The sequence below is a fragment of the Hyphococcus sp. genome (assembly GCF_965267305.1).
GTDB lineage: Bacteria > Pseudomonadota > Alphaproteobacteria > Caulobacterales > Parvularculaceae > Hyphococcus.
In genome coordinates, this window is record NZ_OZ253945.1 from 404,825 (window position 1) to 429,847 (window position 25,023).

The window sequence follows — 25,023 nt, forward strand, 5'->3', positions numbered from 1 at the left end:
CTATGTGATTGGAGTGATGGCGGCGCTGCTAGGCGTCTTTCTTCTCCCAGCGATCGTGCTGACAAGTGTTCAGAGCCATAGTGACGGTTTCGACCTCCCATTGGGCCTTGCGTTCTTCAATGGCGCCGCTCAAAGCGAAGGTGATGGTGTCAGGAGGATCGTCTGGCTTCATGAAGACGTGCCGGTACTCAATGGTCCCATGAATTCCGACATCGTATTTTTCGGTCACGAGATCATCAAGGATGCCAATATTAAATGGAGGGGTGTCGATTTCGCGCGGGTAAGAAATTTGCCCGCCGATTTCATTCACGACAAGCGCGGGGGCTTTGTAGCGGTACGTAAAGTCTTCGGCCTCTGGATAGCCTTCAAAGCAAACCTCGGCCGACAGTCTGAGGTCCGTAGCAGGGGAGTTTCCAGTGTTGCGAATTATTATCGTCATACTGAGATACATCGGAAGGTTTCTTTCGAGCGTAAACTCACCCCCGATAACGCTCAAATAGGCCCTACTCTGTGCCTGCCCAATTTCACGGGTTTCAACTACAGCCTTCCTGGTTTCGCTGAACGTGACGTAAAGAACAAACAGGCCAAGCGCGGTGAATCCGCCAATCCATCGCGTCCAGTGGGCCATTTGCTGTTGGGCCAGAAGGTCGGCCTCGGCGAGCGTTTCGGGCGGCTTGTCAGTAGTTTCGGCATTCTCTGCGGGCTTGTCATAGCCTTTGCAGGATTCCGCATCGCGCTCGATTCTGAATTCAATCCCGCCATCAGGGCCGTTGCCTACGTGGTAGGTTTTGTAGGGGCAGGTCTCTTCGCTGTAATATTCAGTAGTTAGCGTTTCTGGTTGTAAGCACCACGCAAGGGTCAGCAGCCCGCCAACGATCAGGAAAGCGGTAAGGTAGTGCAGCCCATCGCGGCTAAACACTGCAGAAGAAATGCGGCGGAGAATTTGCCCCTCCCGACCTTGTTTCTTATGGCCGGTTCTTCCTCGACCACCCCAATGGCGGCGAGTTTACTTTGCAAATCCTTGTAGGAGATACCCTGTTTAGTCATCTCCACTCGGATAATCGTTTTTGCCTTTTGTTCCCAAGGGGTTAGCTCGGCCATGTAACATTCTCGCGGTTTTTGCATCATATTTATTGCAAATAACCCTTGCATGTCGCAATTGCAAGCATCATATATGTTGCACAAGCAACGGATATGATGCAAATGGCCCAACACTTCCTCCTCTCTGCCGCCTCCAAGACCCTGAAACTAAAGGACATTTATCAGGGCGGTGAGGATGCGGCCTACGCCAAGTTCTGCGCCCTTCGCTGGCCGGAGAATGACGGTGAGGCGGTTTGCCCGCGCTGCGGCTGCTGCGACGCCTATTCGATCAAGTCGCGCCGCAAGTTCGAGTGCAAAGCCTGCAAGCATCATTTTTCGGTTACGTCGGGGACGATCTTCGCCAGCCGCAAGCTGTCTTTCATGGATATTCTGGCGGCGATTTGCATTCTCGCGAATGCGGCGAAGGGCCTTTCATCGGTCCAGTTGAGCCGCGATCTTGGCGTTCAATACAGAACCGCTTTCGTTCTCGCTCACAAGGTCCGCGAAGCCCTTGCGACCGAAACGAAAGAAACGATCCTTGACGATGAATGCGAGATTGATGGCGCCTTTTTCGGTGGCGCCGTGCGCCCGCACAACATCGAAGCCAAGCGCGTTGATCGCCGCCTGAAAGAGAACCGCTCGCCGAAACGCCGCGTTGTCATCGCCCTTCGCGAGCGCGGCGGCCGCACCCTCACGAAAGTCGCCCGCCGCGAAGCGGAAGGCGTTGAGTTCGCGATGGAGCGCCTTGACCGCACGGCGCGCCTGAATGCCGACGAGGCCGCGCATTGGGATGAATTGGAAGCCATCTTCCCGCTGAAACGCATCAACCACAGCGAGGCGTATTCGCTCAACGGCGCCTGCACGAACCAAGCGGAAAGCTACTTCTCGCGTCTGCGCCGCATGGTTGGCGGTCAGCATCACCACGTTTCGGCGCAGTACCTTCACCAATACGCAGCTCATGCCGCGTGGCTTGCCGATCATTGCCGCGAAAGCAACGGCGCGCTCGCTAACCGCATCGTGCGCAACGCCATGACGGCTCCGGTCAGCCGCCAGTGGAAAGGCTACTGGCAGCGGCATCAGGCGGCCTAAGGTTCAAAGCACAGCACTGCATAGCGAGGCGCAGGGCTTCACAGCAAAGTAAAGGCAGTTCTTATGACTTCTAGCGAGCTTAGTACCGCGCTGGCTGCGCACGCGCTTCTCGTGAATCCGGCTTTATCCAAAGAGGGATCGTTTGAAGATAACGTGCGCAGCCTCGCTGCGTTGATTAGCGGTCTCGCCATTTCCGAGGTAGGTCGCGAGCCCGATCAGCAATCTCGCGACCAACCTTAGAATTGCGCGCTTCGTTCCCCATATCGGCAATATCTTCTCGCATCGCCGTTAAGGTGATATTGATGTTGTTGAGAAGGCGAAGCACTTCGCTTTCAAAGGTGGGCGGCTGTTTTTGGTCTGCCATTTGGCAGTCTCCTTCGTGTCTGACCGCAGGTGTGCAGCCGAGAGCCCGAAATCTTTGTTAGGGAATAAGGGTTCACGGCAGCCGCCTGCGGCGGCTTCTACAAATGGCGACACCCTCCGATCGCCGAATCGAATTTAAGACTCGTTTCGAGAGATTCGAAAAGGCGCCAATTTCAACGACTTAGCCTGATGCGTTGCGGCGCAGGTTCTTCCTCGCCGCACTGACCTTTTCGGTCACAATAGCGAGCAGTTCGCCGTCATCTTCCCAGCCTTTATGCTGAAGGACCATTCCGGCGATTTCCCTATGGGATATGTCGGCCCCGTGTTCGCGGATGGCGGCCAATACAAAGCGCCTTAGCTCGCCCTTGAGGAACATGGAGTGGTAGCGCCGCTTGCCCTTAATGGCCGCAGGATCGCCTTCAAAGCCCATGAGCTTCAAGGTGGCGTCCAGATGGCGGAGATTGGTTTGAAGCCGGAGCCGTTCTTTGGCGAGCGCGTCCAGTTCGGCGACAAGGCGAGCCCGCTTCGCCTTAAGTCCAGAGATAACATGAGAGTCAGCCATGCCGCAGGATAGAAACCGGGAGGCGTTTCAGCGACCCGGAAAGTTCCTGCGCTTGCTGCATAAGGCCGGAATTCTTCAATATTTCCCAGTGTTGGTGCAAAGTTATCCACCACCATCGGGGCTGCTTTATCATCTCTCCATTGCGCCTCCTCACGCTTCCCGGATCAGGTCCGGGACAGGCAAGTCGTGGGGAGGCGAAACTCGGAGAACGGCAAAAGATGGAGCAGCAGAAAATGTCAAATGGCGCCACATTCGTCTGTAGCCCAACAAATCCGCGGGCTAAAACTGGCGGCGCGCTATTTTCCGAGGCCGCCGAACAGGCCGTATTTGACGTTGATGTAATCCTCGAGCCCGTATTTCGAACCTTCGCGGCCGACGCCGGAATCTTTCACACCGCCGAACGGCGCAACCGGAGTCGAAAGGATGCCTTCATTGACCGCGACCATGCCGTATTGCAGCGCTTCCATAACGCGCCAGGCGCGGCCGAGATCGTTTGTGTAGAAGTAAGAGGCGAGACCGAATTCGGTGTCGTTCGCCATCTGGATCGCTTCTTCTTCACTGTCGAATTTGAACAGCGGCGCCACGGGGCCGAAGGTTTCGTCTTTTGCGATCACCATCTCCGGCGTGACGCCGGTGAGGACGGTGGGCTCGAAGAAGGTGCCGCCGAGCTTGTGCCGGTCGCCGCCGGCGGCGACTTTCGCGCCTTTGGAAACGGCGTCGGAAATGTGCTGCTCGACTTTCTCAACGGCCTTTTCCTCGATCAGCGGACCCTGTTCGACGCCGCTTTCGAGCCCGTCGCCGACTTTCAGTTCTTTCACGCGTTTGGCGAATTTCTCCGCGAAGGCGTCATAGACGCCGGACTGCACAAGAATGCGGTTGGCGCAGACGCAGGTCTGGCCCGCATTGCGGAACTTGCAGGCGATGGCCCCTTCGACGGCGCGGTCGAGATCGGCATCGTCAAAGATAATGAGCGGCGCATTGCCCCCAAGTTCCATGGAGACGCGTTTCATATTGCTCATGGCTTTCGCGGCCAGCATCTTGCCAACGCCGGTGGAGCCGGTGAAGGTGATCTTCGCGACAGCGGGGTTTTCGCAGAATTCATCGCCGATGGGCGCCGCCTCGCCAGTGATGACGGAGAAAACGCCTTTGGGCAGGCCGATCTCGTCGGCGATGACGCCCATCGCAAGAGCGGAATAGGGCGTCTGGCTCGCCGGCTTGCAGATGATCGGGCAGCCTGCGGCGAGCGCCGCGGCGGCCTTCCTCGCAATCATGGCGTTCGGGAAATTCCACGGCGTGATGGAACAGACGACGCCCACGGGCTCCTTGGTGACGACGATGCGCTTGTCGGCCCAGGGCGAGGGGATGACGTCGCCGTAAACCCGGACGGCTTCTTCCGCGAACCATTTGAAGAAGGCGGCGCCATAGGCGATCTCGCCCTTGGCTTCGGCGAGGGGCTTGCCCTGTTCGAGGGTCAGCAGTTCGCCGAGCGCGTCCTGATTGTCCATCAGCGCTTCGTAAAAGCTGCGGCAGAATTTCGAGCGTTCGTCGGCGGTTTTCGCGCGCCATTCGGGGAAGACCTTCGCGGCGGCCGTAATCGCCTCTTTCGCTTCCTTGCGGCCGAAATCGGGAACATGGCCGATCGTGTCGCCATTCGCGGGGTTGGTGACGGCGAGCTTCTCCGCGCCGCCCCGCCATTCGCCGGCGATATAACAGTCTTCGCGAAGAAACTTTTTATGGGCTTTCGACGTCATGAGGGCCTCCTTCCTCTTTTAAGCCAAAGGCTTAGCACTGCGCGGGGCTTTTGCAATCGTCCGCCTGCAGCGGCATGATGCCTTTCAAAAGAACATCTGAGACTGGGAATGGCTCCATGACCGTGAACTATGAAAATCCGTCGGCCGGCGTTGCGCTGTTGACGCTCCAGCGGCCGGACAAACTAAACTCCTTCAACCGGCAAATGCGGGCGGATCTGACGCAGGCGCTCGCCAGAGCCTCCGCGGACGACGCCGTCCGCGCCGTCGTCTTGACAGGCGAGGGCCGCGCCTTCTGCGCCGGGGCGGATGTCTCCGCTGTGGATGAGATGGCCAATGTGGAAGATGTTCTGAATACGGAATATGCCGGGTTTCTGAACATCCTTCAGTCCATGCCGAAGCCGGTGATCGCGGCGATCAACGGCCCCGCCGCGGGCATCGGCATGACGACGGCCTTGACCTGCGATCTGAGGGTCATGGGCGAGGGCGCCTATCTCATGAGCGCCTTCGCCAATATCGGTCTCGTCCCGGATGGCGGCTTGTCTTTTTTGCTGACGCGCGAAATCGGTTACGCCCGCGCCTATCAGCTCGCCATCGAAGCGGAAAAGATCGACGCGAAACGCGCGCTCGATTGGGGCCTCGTCAATCGCGTCGTTCCCGACGGGGATGTTGTGACCAATGCGCTCGACTGGGCGGCGTCGTTGACGGAACGCGCGCCGGTCGCCATGGCGCTGACCAAGCGCGCCTTCCGTGCGGCTGCACAGGAGGGACTGAAGACCGCCATGGCCTATGAGGCGATGCTGCAGCGCCAGGCGATCACGACCGAAGACTGCGCCGAAGGCGTTGCGGCGCTCTTTCAGAAACGAAAGCCGCAGTTCAAGGGTCGATAATATTTGGGGCCGCTAGGAGAAATAAGGCAGGTTGAGCCCGTGCCCGATCATCGCCGCCGCGCCGGCGGCCGCGAGCGCCGGGCCGAAGGGGACCGGGGTCTCCCTCCCGATCTTTGCGCCGCCCCATGCGGCGATCCCGACGCCGATAAGCGCCATGATGGCGGCGAGAAAGACGATGGACGGCAGGACCGGCCAGCCGAACCACGCGCCGAAAGCGGCGAGGAGCTTCGCGTCGCCCTGTCCAAGGCCCTCAATGCCGCGCAGGCGCAGGAAAATCATATCGACGAGCCGGAACGCGCCATAGCCGATGATCGCGCCCAGCACCGCCGCGCCGGGCGCCGAATTCAAAAGGTCAAGGGCGTTGACGATGATCCCCAGCGCCACGAGCGGCAAGGTGAGGGCATCGGGCAGAAATCCGGTCTCCGCATCGATCACCCCGAGGGAGATCAGGAAAAGGAAGAAAACGAACGCCGCCCCCGCATTGAGTGTCAGCCCGAAGAGCGCCAGCGCCGCGATTCCCGCCAGCACGCCCGCAAACTCCACAAGGGGATAGCGGAGGGGAATCGGCGCGCGGCACCCGGCGCATTTGCCCTTGAGCATGAAATAGCTGGCGAGGGGAATGAGATGGAGAGCGCCGACCGGTGTGCGGCAGGAGGGGCAGTAGGAAGAAGGGAAAACAAGATTGCCCCGAGTTTCAGCATCGACAAGATTCCAGAAGACGGGGCCCCGATAAATCAGCACATTCAGGAAACTGCCCAGAATGGCGCCGAGCGCCGCTGCTGTGACGTAAAAGACCCAGTGAGGAGCCATTGCGCCGCCGCCGTCCATCGCGTTTCCCTGCACTAAAAGTAAAGGCTTAGTAACCTGCCTCGGCAAGCCCGGGAAATCTGACGGAATTTAGTTGCGACGGCAATATGCTGAGTTGAAATCGCTTTTCTTTGAGTAAGCGCATTTTATGCACATCTCAAAAGCGCGCCCCGTGCGCTTTTATTGAAACGCACATTGTGCGCATACGGAATAAAGCCCTGTGCGCAATTGTCATGAAACTGAAACACTCATGTCACTCGCCTGTCAAACGGGTGCTCTAACGGCACGGGGCAGCGGCGCGTGGGGCGTCGTCCTTTTGCGTGAAACCTTTTTCCCCCGGGGGTCTCTTCAATGAGCCAATTCTCGACATTCAAATCCATTCTTCTCGCCGGCGCAGCGCTGACATTCGCAGCCTGTACGCAAGGCAGCGACATCGAATCACCCGGCGCGCCAAATCCCGGCACGCCTCCGGGCGGCGGCGGCGGTGGCGGCGGCGGCGGAGTGGTTTCCGGCGATACATGTCCTTCCGGCTTCGCTGCTGGCACGGTTATCGACCGGCCTTCGGGCGCCGACCAGGTCGTCTGCACCATCTCGGGCACTTTCCTTACGAACATTGCGCTTCCCTACAAAGACGATGACGGCGACGGCATTCCGGTCGCTTATCAGATCAGCGGACGCGTCAATATCGGCGAAGATGTGGGCGCAGACGGCACAGGCGGCGATGCGGCGTCTATCACCATTCAGCCGGGCGTGACCCTGTTCGGCGAATCCGGCAGCGATTTCATCGTCGTCAATCGCGGCTCGCAGATCCTGGCTGACGGCACGGAAACGCAGCCGATCGTGTTCACCAGCCGCGCCGATCTTGAAGGCACGCAGGCCGATCCGACCAACGCCATTGGCGAATGGGGCGGCCTCGTCATCCTCGGCCGCGCGCCGATCAACCGCTGCGAAGGCGGCGGCACCCCGGGCATGGCTGACTGCGAAAACGTGATCGAAGGCGTCACGGCGCCGGAAGCGCAATATGGCGGCGGCCTTGCGACCGACAATTCCGGCATCCTGCGCTATGTGCGCGTCCAGTTCGCCGGCTTCCCGCTTTCTTCTGGCAACGAGCTTAACGGCATTTCCTTCGGCGGCGTCGGCAGCGACACGATCGTCGATTACGTTCAGGTCCACAACAACTCCGACGACGGCATCGAGATGTTCGGCGGCACGGTGAACCTCAAGCATATTGTGCTGACCGGCAACGACGACGACTCCCTCGACACCGACAACGGCTGGAACGGCAAGGTCCAGTTCCTCGTGGTCAAGCAGGTTGCGGACCGCGGCGACAACGGCTTCGAAATGTCTAGCGCCGGCACGACTGTGTCTCCGGCCACCAATCCGACGATTGCGAACTTCACCATTGTCGGTTCGACCAAAGCGACCGATCCCGGCAACGGCATCCGCATCAACTCCGGCCATGTCGGACGCTTCCTCAACGGCGTCGTCCAGGATCAGGACGAATGCTTCCGCTGGCAGGATGCTGGCGACGGCAACGCAACCTTTGACGGCATCGGCACCGATCCGGCGTTCAACTCCGTGCTGTTTGATTGCGGCGCGGGCGGCCTGACGATCGACGATCCGGAAACCCCGGCTGCAGTAGCTTCCGTCGCTGCTGATCCGAACAACTCTGAAGACACAAGCTCGATCACCACGAACTTCCAGGCTGGTGCGAAAGAGCTGCCGCCGATGGCCACGCCGTTCGCGGTCGAAACCCTCGATCCGTTCTTCGTGGAAGCCGATTATCTCGGCGCCTTCGGTCCGGATGAAACCGAAACCAACAACTGGGCGACGGGCTGGACCTTCGCGCTGTTCGAAGATCCGGGCTGCCCGGACGGCACCTCCGATACGGGCAACACCATCAATGGCGTTCGCGTCTGTCTGCTGGCCGGCAATTTTGACGGCGACCCGGTTATGGGCACTCCAAGCTACACTGAAGTGAACCTCACCCGCGGCAATTACTACGAACTCGACGGCCGCGTGGATATCGGCGTCGACGTCGGCTATGACGGCCTCAACGCTGACGGCCAGCCCATCGCACTCAACATCGAGCCGGGCGTTTCGATCTTCGGCAACTCCGGTTCAGACTTCATGGTGATCAACCGCGGGTCGCAGATCTTCTCGAATGGCACGCGTCAGAACCCGGTCGTTATGACCTCTGAAGCTGATCTGCTCGATAATGTGTCGCCTGCGCTGCGTCTCGACTCCATCGGCGAATGGGGCGGCCTCGTCATCCTCGGCCGCGCGCCGATCAACCGCTGCGCCACAGGCTCGATCCTCGGCGGCGATTGCCAGAACGTCATCGAAGGCGTGACCGCGCCTGAGGCGGAATATGGCGGCAACCTCGCCACGGACAACAGCGGCGTGCTTATGTACACGCTCGTCAAGTTCGCCGGCTTCCCGCTTTCCTCGGGCAACGAGCTGAACGGCATCTCCTTCGGCGGCGTCGGCAGCGGCACCGTTGTCGAGTATGTGCAGGTTCACAACAACTCCGACGACGGCATCGAGATGTTCGGCGGCACGGTCGATCTCAAGCACATCGTGCTGACCGGCAACGACGACGACTCCCTCGACACGGACAACGGCTGGGACGGCAACGTTCAGTTCCTGATCGTGAAGCAGCGCGACGGACGCGGCGACAACGGCTTTGAAATGTCGAGCGCCGGCACGACTGTGTCTCCGGCCACCAATCCGACGATCGCCAACTTTACGATCCTCGGGACAACGAAGGCGACGGATCCCGGCAACGGCATGCGCATCAACTCCGGCCATATCGGCCGCTTCATCAACGGCATCGTTGTTGACGAGGATGCATGCTTCCGCTGGCAGGATGCGGGCGACGGCAACGCCACCTATGACGGCCTGAACGTCGATCCGACCTTCGAAAACACGATCCTCGATTGTGCCGGCGGTCTGGAACGGTCTGATCCGGATGCGGCAGCTGCTGTCGCCGCCATCGCCGCTCAGCCATCCACCTCGACCACGACCGACGTCAACTTGATCAGTGGGTTTATCAACGACACGGCGGCGGACGGCTTCACGGCCTTCACCGACCTGCCGACCAACGTCGATGCGTTCTTCGAAGACGTCGACTATGTCGGCGCCGTTGAGAACTCCAGCGATCTCTGGTGGGACGAATGGAGCTGCGGCCTCGTTTCGGACGATTGCTAAGACGAGCGTAAGCATGGCGCGCTCCTTTGGGAGCGCGCCGGCCTTTCATCCTCAGGAACACAGATCAAGGTACTTATTATCATGAAGCCGTATCACACATTATGGGGCGGGCTGCTTGCATCGACGATGCTGATCGCTCCCTCGGCGTTCGCACAGGACGCCGGAACGGAAGGGGCAGGCGGCGCGAGCAACAATCTCGGCATCCAGCCAACTTACGCAGACGAAATCGTGGTTCTGGGCCGCAACATCCCTGAACCGCAACGCGCGACCTCCCAGGTTGCGACATTCCTCAACACCGAAGATTTGGCGCGCACCGGCGACGACACTGCAGCTGAAGCGCTCAAACGTCTCAGCGGTCTCAGCATTGTCGGGGGCAAATTCGCCTATGTCCGCGGTCTCGGCGACCGGTACTCCTCGGCGCGCCTCAACGGATCGCCGCTGCCGAGCCCGGAACCGCTGAAGCGGACAGTGCCGCTCGATCTGTTCCCGTCGAACATCCTTTCGGGCGCGACGGTGCAGAAAACCTTTTCGCCGAACTATCCTGGCGAATTCGGCGGCGGCATCATCGACCTGCAGACGCTTCGCAAGCCGGACGATAATTTCCTTAACGCCAAACTCGGCATTGGCATGAACACCGTGACGACAGCACGGGACGGCCTTTACGTTAATGGCGGCGATCTCGATTGGCTCGGCTATGACGACGGCACCCGCAGCATGCCGGATGAGCTCAAAGCGATCGTCGGCACCGATGTGCAGCTCGCCGACCTGACTCCGGCGGAGCAGGAAGCGGCTGGCGAAAGCCTCGTTAATTCACCACTTTCCGTCATCCAGGTCGGCAGCGTGGGCCCGAATTTCGAAGGCTCCGTCGATGGCGGCAAATTCTGGGATTTGGACAGCGGCGCGACTTTCAGCATCGCTGGCGTCGTCGGCTACAAACAGGACTGGACCACGGAAGAGGCGGTCCGTCAGCTTGCTTCCGAAGAGCGCGTCGGCGTCAATTCGACGCAAACGGAGACTGCTCTTGACGTGACCGTCAACGGGCTCCTCTCAGCCGCGCTAGAAACCGACAGCCATGTGCTCACCCTGACCGGCCTCTACATCCATTCCACCCGGAAAGAGGCGCAGGTTCAGCAAGGCTTCAACTTCAACGCCGAAGGCGCAGGCGGCTTCGTCACCGAAGCCAACTCCTGGCTCGAACGCTCCTTGTGGATGGGACAAGCTGCTGGCGAGCACGATCTCAGCGACCAGTTCGCGGTCAATTGGCGCGGCGCGTTCGCCCGGTCGACGCGGGACACGCCCTATGAGCGTTCTCTCGAAAACCGTTCCGCGCCGATCGACGCCGACGATAATATCGTCGGACCCCCGTCGATCGTCTTCAACACCCGCCACAACATCAACTTTTCTGAGTTGACAGATGACACCTGGAGCGGCGGCGCCGACTTCTTCTGGTATGTGCCGGTTTCCGGCGCACGGGAAATGACGCTTTCCGCCGGTTACGAGTATAGCGATAATGATCGTGAGTTCGTTTCCGATCCGTTCAATTTCACGCTGAACACGTCGATCCCGCTCGATGTCGCCCAGGCGCGCATCGACTACGCCTATTCGCCGGGCAATATCGATCCAAACCGGTTCCGGCTGATCGACACCAACACGCAAGGCGTTAACTCCTACAATGGCGAATTGACCGTTCACGCCGGTTACGCCCAGGTCGATGCGGAGCTGATCCCGACGATCCGGACGACCGCGGGCGTTCGCTATGAAACCGCTGACCAGAGCGTCGATGTTTTCGACCGATTCTGCGTCAACAGTTCGGACCCGAGCGATATTCTTCGCTGCGATGCGTTCGACACCGAACTGTCCAACGACTACTGGCTGCCGTCAGCCATGCTGACCTGGAACTTCACGGACAACATGCAGTTGCGCGCCGGCTATTCGCACACGATTGCACGTCCTCAGTTCCGCGAACTCGCCGCTTCGCAGTTCACCGATCCTGAATCGGACCGCGTCTATTTCGGCAACAGCAATCTGAAAGACAGTGAGTTCCGCAATTACGACCTGCGTTACGAATATTATCTCGGCCGTAACCAGTTCCTCACTCTTGCGGGCTTCTACAAGACCATCGACGATCCGATCGAGGAAATCCAGTTCACGACGACGGACTTCTCGTTCCAGTCGAGCTTCATCAACTCTCCGAAAGCCAAACTGCTTGGCGGCGAGTTCGAATATCGCACGCGCTTCTCCATGCCTGGCGATGGCTGGATGAGCGAGCAGGAATGGCTGTTCTCGGTGAACTACACCTATACGAATTCGGAGATCGTCGTCAGCGATACTGACATGATCACCGAGCGTGATGGCGACATGGTGCTTGCGTCAAGCTACGGCCTTGACGGTCTGCCCATGGTCGGCACGCCGGAGCATATCGTGAATGCGCAGTTCGGCTTCGAAGGCGAGCGGTTCCAGTTCACCGTTCTCGGCGGCTGGGTGTCCGAACGTCTTCTGGCCCGGGGCGAAGCCCTGACCAAGGCGAACCGCCTTCTCGACGTCTACGAAAAGCCGGGCTTCCAGCTTGATGCTGTCCTGCGCAATGACGTCAACATTCACGGGACGGATTTCACCATCAGCCTTGCGGCGCGTAACCTTCTGGGGACGCGTCACATCGAAGAACAGCGCGGCGTCGCCGATCCGGATCGCGCCCCGAGCGGCGTCGTCGACTTCAACACCTATGACCGCGGGCGCAGCCTTTCAGCGAGCCTGACGGCGCATTTCTAAGTCCTCCGGGACGGTGGAGAAAAGTCGCGTTAACTATTGAGCACGAAAGAACCCGGCGGGCCCTAGCGGCAGCGCCGGGTTTTTTCTTTTCCGGGGTTTAATGGCTGGCCGTCAGCCCCCTTATTCGGGTGTCCGGGGCTGAAAATTCTAGGAATTTCACCGGCTTTTGCCCTGTTTTTGGAATAGAATTTGAATGAAAATCATCGAGAGAGTGTGGGCGGCGCCAGATCGGTTTGCTAAAGATTTTGCGCTATTCAAGTCAGGCGCGCCGGCAAGGCGCGAGGCCAGATAAGGCGTAAGGGAAGTGGCGGGTCTAGAACTTCGCAGCGGCCATGGAGCGCCCGCATTCTTGCGGGGCGCGCGGGTTCGCGCGCTTGGCCCTCGCATCGCCGAATGGGTCCTGATCGCCCTGATCGCTTTTTTGCTGGCCCAGGCCTTGATCGCCTTTTTCGCGCCGCTCCCGGTTCCCGCCGGCGACCGGATTGCGGCGCTGCCCGCGGCGAAGTCCCAAAGCGGGACAGTGGAAGGGCGCAATCCCTTCCCGGCGGCGGTCATCGACGCCGCCCCGGTCGAGGCCGGGCCGGAGCTCGCCGAAACCGCGCTCGATCTCAAACTTGTGGGCACATGGGTGGACGACGAGCGCAGCTCGGCCATCATTCAAAAGCCGGATGGAAAACAAGAGGCGTTTGAACTGGGCCAGGAAATCATACCCGGCGTTCGCCTTGTGGCGGTTTATGCCGATCAGGTGGTTATCGAGCAGAACGGCGTTCGCGAGTCCCTGCGCTTTGAATCCAAAATTACGGCCCCCCGTCCAATACAGAATACGGCCCAAGGCAGTGAGCAAAATGTTCCTGACGCCGATGACAGCGGCAAGATTACGAATGCGCCCTCGGGAAACGGCCTCGGCCGCGCCTTCCGGCTCGCGCCCGGCGTCGATCCCGCCGGCAGGCCCGCGATCCTGCTTTACGCGGGGCGTGACCGCTCAACCTTCGAAGCGAGCGGCCTGCGCGACGGTGACGTCCTGCGCAGCGTCAACGGCTCGCCGCCGCCATCCTCGCCCAACGAGCTTGCCGCGATGATGAGCCAGTTTATGAAAGCAGGCGCCGCCACGATCGTCGTGGAACGCGACGGCGCCATGGAAACAATCGAGCTGTCGCAAGACGGATCCGGGGATCAGTAATGTTGTTGTTGCGTAATAAAACCCTCGCCGCCTGTTTTGGTTTGCTGCTTTTGCCGCTCGCGCCGCAAGGCGCCTCAGCGCAGGAGAATTGCGGAGAGTCGTTAAACTATGAGGATGCGGATATCCGCGCCGTTATCGACGAAATTGCGATCCGCACCGGCCGCACTTTTCTCCTCGATCCGGCTGTGCAGGGGCGCGTCACCGTGAAATCGCCGCCCAATGGCGGGCTGTGCGCGGACGAAGCCTGGGAGCTGTTTCAGGCGATGCTGCGCGTTAATGACTTTGTCGCGGCCCCTGTAGGCGACGGCAAATACCGCATCGTCCCGCTGCAGGAAGCGGCGCGCACGGCGGGGCCCGTAGGCGAGGGCGTGGGCTCGGACCTTACAACCCAGATCGTTCGGTTGAATTATGTGGATGCGCGCGAAGCGGCGGCGAACCTGGCGCAGATCATCGGCAATAATGGCGTCGTCAGCCCGGTCCGGTCCGGCAACGCCGTCATCATCGTCGACACCGCGGACAATGTGGAGCGCATTCGTCAGGTCCTGACGCAGCTCGACCGCGATATGACGCTCTACCGCACGATACCGCTAAAGCATGCGTCGGCGACCGAAATCGCGCGCCTGGTGCGGGAGCTGGCGCAGGAATTGACGGATGAGAATGGCGGACGCGCCACCTACAGCGTCGTCGCCGTCGAGGCCAGCAATTCGCTCCTCATCCGCGCGGAGCCGAGCCTGATGCGGCGGCTCGAACTCGTGATCGGCGAGCTCGACCAGTATGGAGAGGCGACGTCGGAGCTTGCAGTCGTTTATCTGAAACACGCCGACGCCGAAGAACTGGCCCCGCTTCTGCAGGATGTCGCCAACAACACCCGCAGCGCGGCTTCAGGCGAGACGACCATCACGAATAACCGCGCGACCATATCCTTCCACAAGCCCACCAATTCCATCATCATCAACGGCGACGCCAATATTCAGCGGACGCTCCAGAATGTCATCGCGCAACTCGATGTGCGCCGGGCGCAGGTTCTGGTTGAAGCGATTATCGTTGAGGTGTCCGACACCACGGCGCGCAATCTCGGCGTTCAGTATTTCCTGACCGGCAGCGAGGAAAACGGGGTTCCTTTCACCGCAACGAATTTTTCTTCGGCGCAGCCAAATATTCTCGCAGCCGCAGGCACGGCGCTGCTGCGCGGCGGCGGCTATCCGACAGGCCTTACGGGCGACGCCGCTGACGATGTGGCCGACGAACTCGCTGAAGCCGCCTTGACATCGCTCCTCGGCGTCAGCGGTTTCACCATCGGGGGCGGCGTCGATCTCGGCGGCGGCAATATTTTCGGCGCCATCCTCACGGCGATCAAGAATGACACGAACTCCAATGTCCTCTCGACGCCTTCTGTTCTGACGCTCGACAATGAAACCGCCCGGTTGCAGGTCGGTCAGGAAATTCCGATTACAACCGGCGAAGCGGTCGGCGACAATTTTTCGAACGCGTTCCGGACCGTGAGCCGCGAGCAGGTCGGCGTCATCCTTGAAGTGACGCCGCAGATCAATGACGGGGACACTGTGACCCTCAAAATTGTGCAGGAAATTTCCTCGATCGCCGGTCCCATCATTGCTGAGTCTACCGATCTCATTACCAACAAGCGCGAAATTACGACAACGGCGCTGGTGGATAACAATGACATCCTTGTGATTGGCGGCCTCATCGATGACCAGATCGAGAATACGGAAGATAAAGTGCCGCTGCTGGGCGACATCCCGATTGCCGGCAATCTCTTCAAGTCGACATCGAAAGAGCGCCGGCGCCAGAATTTGATGGTTTTCATCCGACCGACAATCATTCGCGACCGCGAGACAGCCACTTCCGCAACGCGGCGCAAGTTCGATTATATGCGCGCGCGGGAATTGCTGCGCAGCGGCGAGCCGGTGTCGGAGATGGAGCGCCTCATCAATGAAGTGACGGGCGCAGAGGCGCCCGTGGCGCAGCCGCAATAGGCGCGCGAGAGAATTATGAGCGAAACAACCGCCAGAGCGGCGAGCCGGCTCGCCTACGCCTTCGCCAAGGAGCGCGGTCTTATCGTGCTTGATGGCGAGGCGCGGCCGGTTGTGCTCGGCGCGCGGGGCAAGTCGCCAGACCCCTGGGCGGTGATCGAGGCGCGGCGCGTTGTCGGCGCGCCTGTGACCGTCGATATCCTGCCGCCTGACGCCTTTGAGCGGCGCCTCTCTGAAATCTATTCCGTCGAAGGAATTTCGACGGCCGATCTCGATCTCGATGGCGACGACGCCGATCTGGCGTCGCTGGCGGAAGGACTTCCGAAAACCGCCGACCTTCTCGACAGCGAGAACGACGCGCCGGTGATCCGGCTCATCAACGCGCTGATTGCCGAAGCCGTGAAGGTCAAAGCGTCCGATATACACATCGAGCCTTATGAAAAGGCGTTGTCGGTTCGCCTTCGGATCGACGGCGTCTTGCGCGAAATCCTGTCCCTGCCGTCGCGGATGACGCCGGTGCTGACCTCGCGGGTCAAGGTGATGGCGCGGCTCGACATCGCCGAGCGGCGCGTGCCCCAGGACGGGCGCATCTCGCTGGCGCTCGGCGGCAAGACTGTCGATGTGCGCGTCTCGACCCTGCCGGCGCGCTTTGGCGAGCGCGTCGTCATGCGTATTCTCGACAAGGACGAAGCGCGACTCGATCTCGACGGGCTCGGCATGCCGAAAGAAATCCTCGCGCGCTTCAAACATGCGCTGGCGCGGCCCAATGGCATCATTCTCGTCACCGGCCCAACCGGCTCCGGCAAGACGACGACGCTTTACGGCGCGCTGACTTTGCTCAATGAACCGAGCCGCAACATCCTCACCGTGGAAGACCCGGTTGAATACGCTATCGAGGGCGTCGGCCAGACCCAGATCAATCCAAAAGTCGGAATGACCTTCGCGACGGGCCTGCGCGCGATCCTGCGCCAGGACCCGGACATCGTCATGGTCGGCGAAATCCGCGATGTGGAAACCGCAGAAATCGCGGTGCAGGCGTCGCTCACCGGCCACCTCGTGCTTTCAACGGTGCATACGAACTCCGCGGCTGGCGCCATCACGCGCCTGCGCGATATGGGCGTCGAGGCGTTTTTGCTGTCATCGACCATCGCCGCCGTCATGGCCCAGCGGCTGGTGCGGCGCCTGTGTCCGTCCTGCAAGCAGCCTTACACTCCTGACGCCGCAACGCGGCGGCTTCTCGGCGTAGGCGAACACGAAGAGGTGACGCTTTATCATCCGGCGGGTTGCGGGCGCTGCAATCACACCGGCTATGAAGGCCGCATCGGCGTTTACGAACTCATCGTCGTCGATGAAAAGCTGAAGCGCCTCATCCATGACGGCGCCAATGAACAGGATATTGCCGCGCACGCCTTCGCCCATGGCGACACGCTGCAGCAATCGGGCCTGCGCCATGCGCGCGCCGGGGTCACCTCGCTCGAAGAAGTCTTGAGGGTCGTGCATCAGGAGGAAGACGATGCCGGCGTTTGAGTATGAAGCCATCGACTTCGGCGGGCGCACGAAAAAAGGCGTTCTCTCCGCCGACAGCCAGCGTCAGGCGCGTCAGGAATTGCGGCGCATGAAGCTGACGCCGCTGCGGCTTTCCGCGCCGCGGTCGGAACGCAAAAGCGGCGCTTTCGGATCGGAAAAGCCGCGCGTCAAGCCGGGTCAGCTCGTAATGATGACGCGGCAATTATCGGCGCTTATTGGCGCAGGCACGCCGCTCGAAGAAGCATTGAACGCCGTCGCGGTCCAGTCGGAATCGGCCGCCGCCCGCACGCGCATGATCGCGGTGCGCGAGCGGGTGATGGAGGGCTGGCGGTTTGCGGACGCGCTTGCCGAAGACGAAAAATCCTTCCCGGCGCTCTATCGCGCGGTGATCGCCGCCGGGGAAACCTCGGGCGATCTCGGGGGCGTTCTCGATCGTCTCGCCTCCATGCTGGAGAAAAACCGCGCCATCAAGAACAAGGCGGTCGCCTCGCTGATCTATCCAGCGGCGCTGATGATGATCGCCGGCGGGGTCGTGACCGCGCTGATGGTCTTCGTCGTTCCGAAGATCATCGACCAGTTCAACAGCTTCAACGCCGAGCTGCCTTTGCTCACCCAGGTGGTCGTGGGGCTCTCCAACTGGACCGTTAGCTATGGGCTCCTTGCCCTTCTTCTCATTGCCATTTTAGCCGTTGCTTTCTGGCGGGCTATGAAGGAGGCGCGCTTCAAGCTCGCTGTGGACCGGTTCATGCTGAAGGTCCCGGTCTTCGGCCGGCTTTCGCGCTCGGTTGACGGGGCCCGGTTTGCGCGCACCCTGGCGACGCTTTTTTCCGGCGGGGCCCCCTTGCTGGACAGTCTTGTTGGGGCGCAAAGAACCGTCTCGAACAGCTATATCCGCTCGCGCCTTGACCGCACCGTCACCATGGTGGGAGAGGGATCGTCGCTCGCCGCCGCCATCAAACGGGCGGACGTCCTGCCGCCCATGCTCACCCACATGATCGCGGCGGGCGAGCGGGCAGGCGCTCTGTCGGAGCTTCTCGACAAGGCGGCGCTGCAACTGGAGGAAGAGTTCGACACGGCGTCGACCGTGGCGCTAAGGCTTCTCGAGCCCGCCATCATCGTCGCCATGGGCGGCGCGGTGCTCGTCATCGTCCTGTCAATTTTGCTGCCGATCCTGCGGATCAACACGCTCGCTGTCGGCTAAATCGGAGACGCAATAATGAAGAAGACCATCAAACGCCGCCAAAAAGGCTTTTCGCTTGTTGAACTGCTGGTGGCGCTCGCAATTCTGGCGCTGATTTCGGCGATTGTCGTCATCAACGTCCTGCCTGCGCGCGACAAGGCCGCGGTCGACACGGCGAAGATCGATATCGGCGTCATTGAAAGCGCGCTCGACCAGTACCGCCTCGACATGATGAATTATCCGACGTCGCAACAGGGTCTTGAGGCGCTGATCCGTGTTCCCTCGGACGCGCGCAACGCCGGGAATTACCGTCCGGGCGGTTATCTGCGCGGCGAAGTCCCCACCGATCCCTGGGGCAATCCTTATGAGTATCGTTTTCCGGGCGAGCGCGGCGGCGCCTATGACCTCTATTCCCTCGGCGCCGACGGCGAGCCCGGCGGCGAAGGGCTGAATGCGGATATCGGCAACTGGACGGATGACAACCGGCTGTAATCATAATGCAGTTCGGCGCCAGCGCGGCTTTTCGCTCGTTGAGTTGCTGGTCGTCATGGCGCTCGCCGCCATGGTCGCGGGCATCGTCGTCATCAATGCGCCGCCGGGCCGCAGCGATGTGCGCCGCACCGCCGAGCGCCTCGCCGCGCGTCTCGATTTCGCGGCCCAGGAAGCGGTGACATCGGGCGCGCTCGTCGGCCTGCGCCTTGATGAGGAAGGCTATGCGTTCTTCGACTATCAGCGCGGCGAGTGGAAACCGGCGACGTCAGAGCGTCTCAAAACTGAAAGGTTCCCAGCGGAGTTTTCCGTTGCGGTGACCCGCGACGCGGCTGCGAAGAAAAATGAGCCCGAAGAAAAGCAAACAGAGAACGAAACAATCATCCGGCCCGAATTGCGGTTCCTCCCCACGGGCGAAACAACGCCGGTAACGGTCGTTTTTCAGGACCGGCGGGAGATCTGGCGTATCACGCTTGACGGCGCCGGCAAGGTGGAAGTGAGCGACGATGGCGAAGGCGCGTAACAGCCAGAAAGGCGTGACCCTGGTGGAAACCCTGGTGGCGCTCGCCGTCATGGGGCTCATCATCGGCGCTCTCCTTGTGCTGATGGGCCAGAATTCTCGGTTCGCCGCCTCTATGCGCGAGCGCACCATGGCGTCCATCGCCGCCGACAATCTTATGGTTGAGGCGCTGGTGCTGCGCGACGCCGTCGAGATCGGCGAAACCGAAGGCGAGGTCACGGTTGGCGGCGAGACATATCGTTACCGGCGGGCGATCATCGAGACCGGCGTTGAGAACATCGTCCGTGTCGAGATTGACGTGCTGTCGCCGACCGCCAATCAGCGTCTCGGACATGCCGTCTCCATGCGGAGAACGTCATGAGAGCCCGCGCGCAACAAGGGCTGACATTGCCCGAAGTGCTGATCGCGCTGCTTGTGTTTTCGGCCATTGCCGCGACGGCGGTCTATTCGTTGCGGCTCGGCGTCGACAGCCGCGACCAGCTCGCAAGCGTGGATAAGGATCTCAAATCCTTCCAGATCGCGCGCACGCTGATCAAGGAAGACCTGGCGCAAGTCAGCGCGCGCAGGGTGCGGGACGAATTCGGCGATGGCCGTCCGGCGGCGTTCATGGGCAATCTGGAAACCTTCGGCGCCCGCCGCCAAGAGGACGAGCGGGTGCTTGCGTCTTTCGTGCGCGCCGGCTGGATCAATCCAGGAGCGGATGAGCCGCGCAGCGCGCTACAATATGTTGAATATGTCTTCCGCGGCGGCGCGCTTATCCGGCGCACCCGCGCTTATCTTGATGAGGCTTCGGACGCAGATACATCCGAGCGCATCCTTTTCGGCGGTCTTCTGGACGCCCGCGCCGCATTTCTTCTGGGCGAACAGCGTGGCGAGCTTGACTGGGCGGATATCTGGCCAGTCTCCGGCGCCGGCGCGCCGCCGCGGGCGCTGTCGATCATTCTTGAGCGGGAAGGGCGGGCGCCCATCGAACAGCTTTTCTGGATTGGCGCTGTGGAGGCGGGGTCATGATCCGTCGCAGCCAATACAGACGCAAACAGAAAGGCGCGGCGCTGCTCATCGTCCTCCTGCTGGCGGCGACGCTTTCTTTTGTAGCGCTGTCCGCCATGGAATTGACGACGCGCGCCGCAGCCCGGACCGTCAATGTCAACGCGCGGGGAGAAACCTTGTGGCGCGCTTTCGCCGTTGAAACATTGACGCTCGCCGCCGTTGAAGAAATTGCTTCGGACGAGCGCGGGATCATGTCGCTTGACGATCCGTGGGCGACAGAGCCGGTTGAACTTCCCTTTGAGGAAGGCGGCGCCCGCGTCTTCCTGGCCGATGGCGGCGCCTGTTTCAACGTGAATTCGCTCCGCGCGCCTTATGGAGAAGGCGGCGCCGATGAAACCGCCGCTGAATTCGTTCGTCTCGCAGGTCATCTCGGCATCAGCGAATTCGACGCCGCCGCGCTTGCGCAAACAATCGGCGACTGGATCGATGAAGATGCGAACCGGCGTCCGCAAGGAAGCGAGGACGAATATTACACCGCCTTGCCCTCGCCCTATCGCACCGGCAACCAGTTCATGGCGTCGGTCTCGGAACTGCGAGCTGTGAAGGGCGTGACGCGAGAGATATACGGGACGCTGAGACCGTACCTGTGTGCGTTGAACAGCGAAACGCCGTCGGTGATCAATGTGAACATGCTCTCCGAACGCCATGCGCCGGTGCTCGCGGCAGCGCTGGGCGAAGCGGTGACCCCGCAAATGGCCGCCGACCTCATCTCCGCGCGGCCGCCCGGCGGCTGGGTCAGCATCGATGTTTTTCTCGAAACCCCGCCGCTGGGCGATCTTGATATCGAAAACGGGCAGCGTTTCGCCGTCACATCACGCTTCCTGATCGCCCGTGCAGAGATTGTTTATGATACTGCCTTACTGGAAATGACGTCGGTCATCGACACGCAAGGCGGCGGGGCCAAGGTCCTGTCGCGCCGGCTCGGAGCGGAAGAGTGAACGAAACCTTAATCCTCCTTCCAGGCTTGACGCCAGACGATCCCGTCCGCTGGGCTTTCGTTGGCGAGGAAGACATTCTGGAGTCCGCCGTCTGCGAAAATGCGGCCGGGTTATCGGCGATCGCTGAGCGCGCCGGCGATGCGCGCATCGTCTTCATCCTGCGCGGCGAATGCGCGACCATGCGCGCCTTGCCCGTGCCGCCGAAATCGGCGGCGCAATTCCGGGCGGCGGCGGGGATGCTGCTCGAAGACGAACTCGCGGAAAGCCTCGAACAGGTTCACGTCGCAACAACGCGCCATGACAGCGGGGCGGGGATCGCACTCGCCGTCAAGAAATCGGAAATGGACGCCTGGCTGGCGGCGCTCGCAGAGGCCGGCCTGTCCCCGGACATTGTCACCGCCGACTATGCGCTGACGCCGATGATGCAAGGCCGCGCCGTCGTCATTGAAACGCCGGACCGCATGATCGGCGTCGTTGGGTTCAAAGGCTTCGCCATTGAGAAGCCGCTTGCCGAAGAACTTCTGACCGCCATTCTTAATGACGAGGATGTCCGCAAGGTCATCGCCTGCACCACGAAGCCGGTCGCCGGCCTGCGTGATGATGTTGAGATCGAGCAGAGCGGGCTGATGAACACGCAAGCCCTGATCGGTTTTTTCGCTGAAGGCCTGGATAAGGCGCCGAACCTCATTCAGGGCGTCTATCGCAAGCGGCGCGACTGGCGCGCGGCCGTGGGGCCATGGCGGCGGGCAGGCTTTCTCGCAGCGGCGTCCGTCGCCGCACTGCTGCTCTTTAACGTGGCGGGGCTGGTGCGCGATTTGCGGACGGCGGACCGCCTTGAAGAAGAAACGATTGCGCTGCATGAGATCGCCTTTCCCGAGGCGGAGGGCGCCGATCCCAGAACCCATGCGCGTCAGGTGCTCGGCTCCGGCGGGGGTGGGAAGTCGTTTCTCACAATCTCTAATGCGCTCGCTGACAGTCTCGAGGGATCGAGCGGCGTGCAGATCGACCGCATCCGTTACAATGGCGCGCGGGATGAATACGCCGTCAATCTTCGTTTCGGCGACATCAGCCAGATCGAAACACTAAAACGCATGCTGGAGGCGCGCGGACTTATGGCGGCGGAGTCTGGCGGCGTCAGGCGCACTGGCAGCGTTTATCTCGGCGAGTTACGGGTGAGCGCGTCATGACCTGGTGGCACGATCTTTCAGCGCGCGAGCGTATGTTGATCCTCGTTGCGGGCGGGCTCGCCGGGCTCCTGTTTCTGTCGCTTGCGATTGTGCGGCCCCTCGCCGATCTGCGCGCAGACGCTGCACGCAAGGCCGCGTCCGCCCGTGACGGCTATGAGCTGACCGCCGCTGCGGCGGCCGTGGCGGGGGGTGGGGAAGCCTCGGCGCCCCAGGCACGCGCGCCCTTGCGTCAGGCGGTGCTCGACACGGCGCGTGCTGCGGGCGTTGAAATCGTGCGCATAGGAGCGGAAAATAACGGTCAGCTTGAAATTCAGGCCGCGCCCGTGAGCGGCGACGTGTTCTTCACCTGGCTCGCGCAATTGCAGGGCGATTATGGCGCGAGCGTCGCCTTCGCCGACATTGCGCGCGGCGAGAACGGCATGGTGACGCCGCAGGTTCTGGTGCTGGAGCGGTAATGGCGAGCGAGACCGCAATATCGAAAAGCCTCATGCCGCCGATACTCTTGGGCGCTGCGGTTTTCTTTGCAACGATCATCGCCTCGATCCCGGCAAGCGCCGTTTCCATTTTTGCGAACAACAGCGGCGGCGCGCTTTCTTATGCGCAGGCGCGGGGCACGATCTGGAATGGCGAGCTTGCATCGGCTTCTGCAGGGGGCGTTCCCCTTGGCGACGTTAAATTCCAATTGTCGCCATTATCGCTTTTGCGGTTTTCGCCGGAAGCGACGCTCAACATGAATGGCGCCGTCAGCGGAACGGGAACGGTTGCCATCGGACCCGGCGCGCGCGCGTCGCTCCGCAAGGTGAAGGCCGAGATCGATCTCGCCGCTGCCGCGCCGCGCGGCCTCCTCGGCGAACCGGCGCGGGGACAGGCAAAGCTCGATATCGACCGGCTCGCCTTCAGCCGCAAGGAAGGCTGCATCGTCGCGGCGGGTGATTTGTGGACCAACGCCCTCGACGCCCCGGCCAAGCGTTATGATCTCCCCGCGCTGCCTTTGAGCGGCGGCGTCGCCTGCGAAGACGATAAGCTCGTTATCAAGCTCGCCGGAGAAAACGCACGCACGGCGGCGAGCGTCCGCCTCGTGCTCGACCGCAGCCTCGCTTATGAGGCGGTTGCGATAGCGCAGCCATCGGAGGAAAGCGTCGCCTCCGCCTTGCGCTATTTCGGTTTCGAAGACGACAATGGCGCTATGACCTATGGCACGGTCGGCGTGCTGACGGGAGCAGGATCATGAACGGAAAAAATCTCGCCATAGGCGTTCTCGCGGCGTTGCTTGGCGCCTGCGCCACGACCGGAACTCAGAGCGGCAGCCGTTCGGATAACAACGCCGCCGTCGATCTCGCCAGCGAAGCGGCAGGCGCGCAAGGCTTGCGGCCGCTCACCGATGCGGCTTTGCCTGGCAAAGCCTGCGGCATGGTGTTGTGGACGCTTGAAGGCGCCCGGCCGGCGGCCGTCTTTCGCTTCGTTTCGGACAAAAAGGCGGAGATCAACATCGCCGGGAAACCGGTGACTCTGACGCGCAGCGCCTATGACGGCGCAGCCGGGTTTGGCATTTTCGAACGTCAGACCTTTACGAGTGAGGAGGGCGTCACAGTTGACGTCTCGGCGCGCTTTGGCCTTGGGTTCGAGGGCGGCGCCTATCTCGAGAACGGGCTCATTAAAGTCCGCGACGCCAATGGCTGGAGCATGGTCGCCCCCACAGCCGGGATCGCCGGTTGTAAAAATTAATGAGCGCCGCCGAAATGTTCAAACAATAGAGCGGCGGTGCCAACCATAACGCCTAGCATGGCGACATCGTAACCGCGCTTTTTCGGGGTCCGCGTGGCGTGGGGGCCGAGATGAAAAATCAGCACATAAATTAGGGCGCCTGCGGCTGTTCCAAGCATGGCGGCGAGGGGTGGAGCGCTTGCAAGGCTAAAGAGGGATTGCGCGCTGATTGTTCCCGCTACGGTTGTTAAAGCGGCTGCTATGAAGGCGAGGAGGATCGCCCGCCCGCGCGGCAGTCCGGCTTGGGCGAGAAGCGCATAGGCGATGACGCCTTCAGGAAACTCATGGAAAAGCAGACCGCCCGTGGCGAGCCAGCCGGTAAACGCCTCCTCCCAGAATGAGGCTGCGTAGACCGCTCCATCGAGAAAGGAATGAGCGGCGAGACCGATGATCGAGACATAGCCGAAGGTGAGGGCCGCGCCTTCCGGCTGCCGGGCGACCGCTGTCTGGACAGCGATGCCGATCAGCACCATGGCGACGAAGCCGGCGAGAACCCAGCTTAAAGCCGATGAAGCGATGCTTGCCGCCTCTGGAATCAGATGAAACATGACGCCGACGGTCAGCAGTCCGACAGCGAAAGCAGCGCAATAGGCGCTATTGCGCTGCGCCCAGCCGCTGAACGACGCCATGGCGAAAATGCCAAAGGTGCTCATAGCCGCAGCCGCCAGGCTCGCAATAA

The 25,023-nt window shown here is 61.2% G+C and carries 24 protein-coding genes; 17 read left to right on the top strand and 7 right to left on the bottom strand.

The genetic code is table 11. The features are described from left to right. Positions 1 to 28 precede the first annotated feature (28 nt). Entirely contained in the window at positions 29 to 919 is an 891-nt protein-coding gene (locus ACQY5P_RS01920) for a hypothetical protein (RefSeq protein ID WP_428409155.1), read from the bottom strand. After that, entirely contained in the window at positions 877 to 1,101 is a 225-nt protein-coding gene (locus ACQY5P_RS01925) for a DUF6471 domain-containing protein (RefSeq protein WP_428409156.1), read from the bottom strand. Before ACQY5P_RS01925 ends, ACQY5P_RS01920 begins: the two co-directional genes overlap by 43 nt. 102 nt (positions 1,102 to 1,203) lie before the next feature. Here ACQY5P_RS01925 and ACQY5P_RS01930 point away from each other — a divergent pair, with 102 nt between their 5' ends. Beyond that, positions 1,204 to 2,169: an IS1595 family transposase gene (locus ACQY5P_RS01930; protein ID WP_428409157.1), complete on the top strand. Its 966-nt coding sequence runs from the start codon at positions 1,204 to 1,206 to the stop codon at positions 2,167 to 2,169. A gap of 175 nt (positions 2,170 to 2,344) precedes the next feature. On the opposite strand, the gene ACQY5P_RS01935 is transcribed toward ACQY5P_RS01930, so the two are convergent. The 3 genes from ACQY5P_RS01935 to ACQY5P_RS01945 form a co-directional block, all read right to left on the bottom strand. Beyond that, complete coding sequence (locus ACQY5P_RS01935) at positions 2,345 to 2,533, bottom strand: hypothetical protein (protein ID WP_428409158.1); 189 nt, start codon at positions 2,531 to 2,533, stop codon at positions 2,345 to 2,347. Between the two features lie 180 nt (positions 2,534 to 2,713). Beyond that, positions 2,714 to 3,094, bottom strand: coding sequence for a hypothetical protein (locus tag ACQY5P_RS01940; RefSeq protein ID WP_428409159.1), 381 nt, complete (start codon positions 3,092 to 3,094; stop codon positions 2,714 to 2,716). Positions 3,095 to 3,390: 296 nt separating this feature from the next. Continuing rightward, positions 3,391 to 4,845: an NAD-dependent succinate-semialdehyde dehydrogenase gene (locus ACQY5P_RS01945; RefSeq protein WP_428409160.1), complete on the bottom strand. Its 1,455-nt coding sequence runs from the start codon at positions 4,843 to 4,845 to the stop codon at positions 3,391 to 3,393. A 116-nt stretch (positions 4,846 to 4,961) separates the two neighbouring features. Here ACQY5P_RS01945 and ACQY5P_RS01950 point away from each other — a divergent pair, with 116 nt between their 5' ends. Further along, the gene (locus ACQY5P_RS01950; RefSeq protein WP_428409161.1) at positions 4,962 to 5,732 is read left to right on the top strand and encodes an enoyl-CoA hydratase/isomerase family protein; all 771 of its coding nucleotides are present in this window, start codon (positions 4,962 to 4,964) and stop codon (positions 5,730 to 5,732) included. A 12-nt stretch (positions 5,733 to 5,744) separates the two neighbouring features. Here the strand turns inward: ACQY5P_RS01950 and ACQY5P_RS01955 are convergent, their stop codons facing one another. After that, entirely contained in the window at positions 5,745 to 6,542 is a 798-nt protein-coding gene (locus ACQY5P_RS01955; RefSeq protein WP_428409162.1) for a prepilin peptidase, read from the bottom strand. Between the two features lie 348 nt (positions 6,543 to 6,890). Between ACQY5P_RS01955 and ACQY5P_RS01960 the strand changes: the two genes are divergently transcribed. From ACQY5P_RS01960 to ACQY5P_RS02030, 15 genes are all read left to right on the top strand, one after another. Further along, complete coding sequence (locus tag ACQY5P_RS01960) at positions 6,891 to 9,749, top strand: hypothetical protein (RefSeq protein ID WP_428409163.1); 2,859 nt, start codon at positions 6,891 to 6,893, stop codon at positions 9,747 to 9,749. An 81-nt stretch (positions 9,750 to 9,830) separates the two neighbouring features. After that, complete coding sequence (locus ACQY5P_RS01965; RefSeq protein ID WP_428409164.1) at positions 9,831 to 12,518, top strand: TonB-dependent receptor domain-containing protein; 2,688 nt, start codon at positions 9,831 to 9,833, stop codon at positions 12,516 to 12,518. 304 nt (positions 12,519 to 12,822) lie between these two features. Beyond that, a complete protein-coding gene (locus tag ACQY5P_RS01970; RefSeq protein ID WP_428409165.1) occupies positions 12,823 to 13,698 on the top strand; it encodes a type II secretion system protein N in 876 nt (291 codons plus the stop codon). Further along, positions 13,698 to 15,692, top strand: a complete 1,995-nt coding sequence (gene gspD, locus ACQY5P_RS01975) for a type II secretion system secretin GspD (RefSeq protein WP_428409166.1) — start codon at positions 13,698 to 13,700, stop codon at positions 15,690 to 15,692. Before ACQY5P_RS01970 ends, gspD begins: the two co-directional genes overlap by 1 nt. A 15-nt stretch (positions 15,693 to 15,707) precedes the next feature. Next, the gene (gene gspE / locus ACQY5P_RS01980) at positions 15,708 to 17,216 is read left to right on the top strand and encodes a type II secretion system ATPase GspE (RefSeq protein WP_428409167.1); all 1,509 of its coding nucleotides are present in this window, start codon (positions 15,708 to 15,710) and stop codon (positions 17,214 to 17,216) included. Next, positions 17,203 to 18,417, top strand: a complete 1,215-nt coding sequence (gene gspF / locus ACQY5P_RS01985; RefSeq protein ID WP_428409168.1) for a type II secretion system inner membrane protein GspF — start codon at positions 17,203 to 17,205, stop codon at positions 18,415 to 18,417. The genes gspE and gspF overlap by 14 nt, the downstream gene beginning before the upstream one ends. A 15-nt stretch (positions 18,418 to 18,432) precedes the next feature. Continuing rightward, a complete protein-coding gene (gspG, locus tag ACQY5P_RS01990; protein WP_428409169.1) occupies positions 18,433 to 18,888 on the top strand; it encodes a type II secretion system major pseudopilin GspG in 456 nt (151 codons plus the stop codon). Then, positions 18,872 to 19,408, top strand: a complete 537-nt coding sequence (gene gspH / locus ACQY5P_RS01995; RefSeq protein WP_428409170.1) for a type II secretion system minor pseudopilin GspH — start codon at positions 18,872 to 18,874, stop codon at positions 19,406 to 19,408. Before gspG ends, gspH begins: the two co-directional genes overlap by 17 nt. Then, positions 19,392 to 19,766, top strand: coding sequence for a type II secretion system minor pseudopilin GspI (gene gspI, locus ACQY5P_RS02000; protein ID WP_428409171.1), 375 nt, complete (start codon positions 19,392 to 19,394; stop codon positions 19,764 to 19,766). Before gspH ends, gspI begins: the two co-directional genes overlap by 17 nt. After that, on the top strand, positions 19,763 to 20,416 hold the full coding sequence (gene gspJ, locus ACQY5P_RS02005) for a type II secretion system minor pseudopilin GspJ (protein WP_428409172.1): 654 nt from the start codon (positions 19,763 to 19,765) through the stop codon (positions 20,414 to 20,416). Before gspI ends, gspJ begins: the two co-directional genes overlap by 4 nt. Beyond that, positions 20,413 to 21,393, top strand: a complete 981-nt coding sequence (gene gspK / locus ACQY5P_RS02010; RefSeq protein ID WP_428409173.1) for a type II secretion system minor pseudopilin GspK — start codon at positions 20,413 to 20,415, stop codon at positions 21,391 to 21,393. The genes gspJ and gspK overlap by 4 nt, the downstream gene beginning before the upstream one ends. Beyond that, the gene (gspL, locus tag ACQY5P_RS02015) at positions 21,390 to 22,580 is read left to right on the top strand and encodes a type II secretion system protein GspL (RefSeq protein WP_428409174.1); all 1,191 of its coding nucleotides are present in this window, start codon (positions 21,390 to 21,392) and stop codon (positions 22,578 to 22,580) included. The genes gspK and gspL overlap by 4 nt, the downstream gene beginning before the upstream one ends. Further along, positions 22,577 to 23,035 carry a type II secretion system protein GspM gene (gene gspM / locus ACQY5P_RS02020; RefSeq protein WP_428409175.1) on the top strand — a complete coding sequence of 153 codons (459 nt, stop codon included), beginning with the start codon at positions 22,577 to 22,579 and terminating at the stop codon, positions 23,033 to 23,035. Before gspL ends, gspM begins: the two co-directional genes overlap by 4 nt. After that, on the top strand, positions 23,035 to 23,811 hold the full coding sequence (locus ACQY5P_RS02025) for a type II secretion system protein N (RefSeq protein WP_428409176.1): 777 nt from the start codon (positions 23,035 to 23,037) through the stop codon (positions 23,809 to 23,811). The genes gspM and ACQY5P_RS02025 overlap by 1 nt, the downstream gene beginning before the upstream one ends. Further along, positions 23,808 to 24,305 (top strand): hypothetical protein, encoded by a 498-nt coding sequence (locus ACQY5P_RS02030; protein WP_428409177.1) that lies wholly within the window; start codon positions 23,808 to 23,810, stop codon positions 24,303 to 24,305. The genes ACQY5P_RS02025 and ACQY5P_RS02030 overlap by 4 nt, the downstream gene beginning before the upstream one ends. On the opposite strand, the gene ACQY5P_RS02035 is transcribed toward ACQY5P_RS02030, so the two are convergent. Then, positions 24,302 to 24,997 carry a ZIP family metal transporter gene (locus ACQY5P_RS02035; RefSeq protein WP_428409178.1) on the bottom strand — a complete coding sequence of 232 codons (696 nt, stop codon included), beginning with the start codon at positions 24,995 to 24,997 and terminating at the stop codon, positions 24,302 to 24,304. The two genes, ACQY5P_RS02030 and ACQY5P_RS02035, sit on opposite strands and share 4 nt — an antisense overlap. Positions 24,998 to 25,023 lie beyond the last annotated feature (26 nt).